Origin of the sequence: Kitasatospora sp. NPDC101235 (assembly GCF_044767505.1) — a bacterium.
In the GTDB taxonomy this organism is placed as follows: domain Bacteria; phylum Actinomycetota; class Actinomycetes; order Streptomycetales; family Streptomycetaceae; genus Kitasatospora.
The window spans coordinates 1-4,198 of the sequence record NZ_JBIWNZ010000082.1; the positions used below are offsets into that span (position 1 = coordinate 1).

3 protein-coding genes are annotated in these 4,198 nt (G+C 71.2%); all 3 read right to left on the reverse strand.

Annotated elements, in window-relative coordinates; all coding sequences use genetic code 11:
• Positions 1-52 precede the first annotated feature (52 nt).
• The 3 genes from ACIRRH_RS43865 to ACIRRH_RS43875 are packed head-to-tail and all read right to left on the reverse strand — an operon-like array spanning position 53 to position 4,027.
• Complete coding sequence (locus tag ACIRRH_RS43865) at positions 53-2,563, reverse strand: hypothetical protein (RefSeq protein WP_403079094.1); 2,511 nt, start codon at positions 2,561-2,563, stop codon at positions 53-55.
• 6 nt (positions 2,564-2,569) lie between these two features.
• A complete protein-coding gene (locus tag ACIRRH_RS43870) occupies positions 2,570-2,917 on the reverse strand; it encodes a helix-turn-helix domain-containing protein (RefSeq protein ID WP_403079096.1) in 348 nt (115 codons plus the stop codon).
• 9 nt (positions 2,918-2,926) lie between these two features.
• Complete coding sequence (locus tag ACIRRH_RS43875) at positions 2,927-4,027, reverse strand: tyrosine-type recombinase/integrase (protein ID WP_403079097.1); 1,101 nt, start codon at positions 4,025-4,027, stop codon at positions 2,927-2,929.
• Positions 4,028-4,198: the final 171 nt, after the last annotated feature.

Sequence of the window (4,198 nt, forward strand, 5' to 3'; positions counted from 1 at the left end):
TATCGGTAACTTCCGCGATCACAACATGCGGAATGCCTCCGGCAGCGGCGGGTCAGCGGCGGGTCAGGTCCGCGGCGTACTCGGTGCCGGAGCCCGTGGCTTCGCGCTGCCAGGTGTCGGCGGTGTTCTGGTGAAAGCCCAGCAGCCGGCTGACGACGACGGCGGGCAGTTCGGCGGCGAGGTCCATGAGGGCTGTGTTCCGGGCTGCCCGGGGGCGGATGCCGATCCCGCGCAGGCGATGGGCAAGGTGCTCGGGGCTCATCGGGCGGCCGGCCAGGCCGCCGGGGAACAGCCAGTTCGACTCCTGGAGAGGTGTCGCGGCTGCTCGTCCCGTGCGTCGCTGAACCAGGACGCGGATCAGGTCGTCGAGAGGTGGCGGCAGCTCGACCGGGGTCCGGCCGAGCTGGAGCGTGACCTTGTCGCCGTGGTCGGTGACCTGGTCGGTCCGCAGCAGGCTGATCCGGCTGGGCGGCTGGGCGAGCAGGAGAAGAAGGAGACCTGCGGCGCGGTCCACGACGTCGAGCGCGTCATCCCCGACCAGGCGTTGGACATGGGACCAGCGGTGGTCCTGTGCGACCACAGCGAGAGTGAAGTCGCCTCGGTACCAAGGGGCTTGGAGCCCGTTGGCGTGGCCGCGGCGGCTGGCCCAGAGCAGGAAGTTGCGAACGAGCAACCGGTGGGGCGGGCCTTCGGCGAGCCAGGCGTCGACATGGTCCTGAGTGGCGGCGCCCAGCGCGGTGCCCTGCTGTTCGAGCCACTCCAGGAGACGCACGACGTTCCGGACCTCGTGCCGTACGGCGACGGCCCGGCCCGCGGTGACGGGCCGGCCTTCCGGCAGGCGGCGAAGGCGGCGCAAGTGGTACCAGGTCGCGAAGCTGCGAAGGGCCTTCCGGTCGTCGGGATTCGCGACGCGGCTGTAGGTCTTCGCCAGCCACGACTCCAGATCGGCGAGCCGCTCGTCGCGAGCGGGCAGAGCCCCGCCGACGACGAGGGCGGAGCGCACGGTCTTGACGGCCTTGGGCGGGCCGAGGCGGTCCAGCTCCGCATGGGTGACCGGCCCGGAACCCGCGGCCAGCTGGCCGAGCAGTCGGCGGCACGTCGTCGAAGGACGGGTCCACCGCAGAACAGCGAGAGGAGGAAGAACGTGGAGAAGCGCGTGGAAGACCGGTTCGACCTCGGCGCGCATTGTGCCGGTGTCGCCGCCCAGCGCGGCGTGAAGGGCGCGAGGGGCGCTGCAGGCCACGCACAGGCCGTGGTGGAAGAGCTTCTCCACGGTCCCGCACTCGCTGCACGGTCGGCGGGCGACGGGGTGCTTGGACCAGCAGCCTTCGCAGAGCGGTTCGTTGTCAGGCGTCCGGCCATGCACGACGCGGGTGTTACCGCAGGTGTGGCAGGGCACTCGCGGCTGCCCGCAGGGCTTGCACAAGGGCCGGCCGTCCGGGGTGCGGTAGTTGGCGCGCCGCTCGGTGCCGCACCGGCTGCAGGTCTTCGGCTTCTGGGCTCGGGTCGAGCAGGAGCCGCAGATCGGGGTGCTGGTCTTAGCGTGGTGGACCGGCTTCGACCGACCGCAGACGGAACAGGTGGCGATCGGCTTCTCGGAACAGCGCCGGCACAGGATGCCGTCGGTGGTGCGTTGGACGGGGCGTCCGGCGGTGCCGCACCGGATGCAGGTCTGGTGGTGGAAGGCGTCGTGGCCACGGCACGACGTGCACAGCGGGGCTCCGTCGAACGTCCGGGCGGCGACCCAGGTGGTGCGTCCGCAGGCCGAGCATGGTTCGGAGCGGGACTCGCGCCAGCAGCCCTTGCAGCAGCGCATGCCGTCGCGTTCGAGGGGCTGCGCGGGCCGGAGCTTGCAGAAGGGGCACAGTGGCTCGCTCAGCCCGACAGCGCCGCGACTGACCAGTGCCCTGACCAGTGCCATGGTCTTGGGCGGGCCGGTGACGGCGTGCTCGGTCAGCAGGTCGGGCTGGTCTTCCAGGGCCCAGAGCAGTTGCAGCTTGCCCTGGCGGCTGGGAACGGCCTCCCGGATCGCATCTGCGGCAGCGTCGGTGGTCAGCCCGAGGGGCAGGGCCGCGACGTGCTCGGTGAGCTCGCGGGAGACGTCCCGGTCCGGTTCGGGCAGATGCCGACGGCAGCGCGGCCGGCCGTTGCGGTCGCGGACGGCGAAGTTGGTTCCGCCGCAAATCACGCACGGGTTGGCGAGCGCGATCAGGCGCCCCTTGCACGGCGTGCAGATCCGCTGGATGCCATTGCGAGCGGGGAGCGGGCGCTCCTTCCGGCACCGGCCGCACCGGGGAAGCCGCAGGTGGCGGGCTCCGTGGTCGATCAGCGCGCGGATCAGGTGCTCGATGCTCCTGGGGCCCTCGGGCCGGGTGGATGTCAGCAGTTGGGCGTCGGCGTGCAGTGCCTCGGCGAGCTGGCGTCGGTCGGGCCGGCGCCGCACTGCGGTGACCAGGACGGCCTCGACGTCGGCGGCCGACAGCTGGGGCTCGGCCGCCACGACGGCTTCGACTATGACGCGCTCGGGCTCGGCCGCGAATCGCGGCAGGTGATCGGCCACCATGACCGCCTACTCGGAGACGATGCGGGCGCGGCGGGGCCTGAACTCGCCGACTCCGGACGGTCCCTCACTCGCGCCCGTGGCCGAGCCGGCCGCTGCCGCCTTGCGGCGGCCGGCGCTGGCCGCGGCGACGGGCTCGATCAGCTCGTCCATCGTGCAGCCGAGGATGTCCAGGAGGGCCATCAGCGTCTTCAGGCTCAGCCGCTCCGGCCGCTCGACCACCAGGCGGTAGGTCTGGCTGGGCGACAGGTCGATCCCGCGCTCGGCCAGCAGCGGGCGCAGGTCGGTGGTGGAGAACATGCCGCGGGTGGCCATCACCTCCCGCAGGTGCCAGCGGTAGTCCAGCTTTGCGGTCACGTCGATTCCCTACTGTCCGTTGCGCAGCGCGCGGTCCAGGACCGTGCGCATCATCGTGTTCATGAAGTCGCCGCTGACGCCGGTGTAGAGGGCCGTCGTCGAGGCGTAGCGGTGGCCGACCTGATTCTGGACGAAGACGGGGTCGGCGCCGTCCTCGATCTGGTGGGTGACGTGGCTGTGCCGCAGGCAGTGCGGCACCAGTTCCTTGTCCAGGCCCAGCGCGTCGCGGTACGTCGCGAAGCGGTCCTCGATCTCGCGGGCCTGGAGCCGGCCGCCCCGTTCGGTCAGCCACAGAGCGGGGCTGCTGTCGGCGGCGGCGTAGCGGGGACGGACGTTGACGATGTAGTCCTCGACCGCTTCGACCGCCCACGGCATCACGCTGAGCACCGTGCGGCGCCGGGGCGGCGAGCCCTTGGTCCGCTTCCCGTACCGAACGTGGAGCGAGCCGAGCCGGCCCAGCTCAGGGGCCTTGGGGTTGCGGTACCAGTCCGTGGTGTCGAGCTTCGAGGTCTCGGTGCAGCGCAGGCCCCAGCCGTAGATCGCCTTGAACACCGTCGCGTCGCGGTAGGCCGCCAGGGCGCCCTTGCGGCCGAGCCGGACCGCGCGCTCGACCTGGTCGTCGGCGTAGTCGAGGAAGAGCTGGATCTCCTCGCGCGTCATCGGCCGGCGGTCCGGGTCGCCCTCGTAGTCGACGAGGTGGGCCGCGGTGTTCCACTCGTGGCAGATCTGCACCGGGTGGGTGCCGAAGCGGGTCTCGCACTCCTGCGGCCACTGGTAGTGCGGCGAGGTGATGTAGTCGCAGAACAGCCGCAGCGTGGTCTGGTAGCCCCGGATCGTCGACTCGGCCCGCCTCAACTCGCTGATGAGGTAGGTCATCCACTCGTCGACGTCGGCGGCGGACCACTGCCAGGGGTAGGCGTTGGTGAACTTGCCGAACCGGCGCACGAGCTGCTGACGGCCCCGCACCGTGTCCGGCTGCAGGCGCCGACCCCCGAGCTGCTGGCGGCCCCAGCCCTCCAGCATCCCGTCGAACACTGCGTCCTCGGGGTGCAGCAGCGCGACGCCGTCGAGCAGCACGAGCCGCGCCGACCCCTCGCTCAGACCTCTCACCGACCCGCTCTCCCTAGTTCACTGGGCGCGCGAATCATGCATCAAATGCAAGCCTGTCCGCAAAAGTGCAGGTAAGAGCCCTTCAACGACACCAGAGGATGGTGCTTCAATGTCGCAGTTCAGCTCCACGCCCGGCTCGCGATCGGTCATCGGACGCAATTCCCCGGGGTC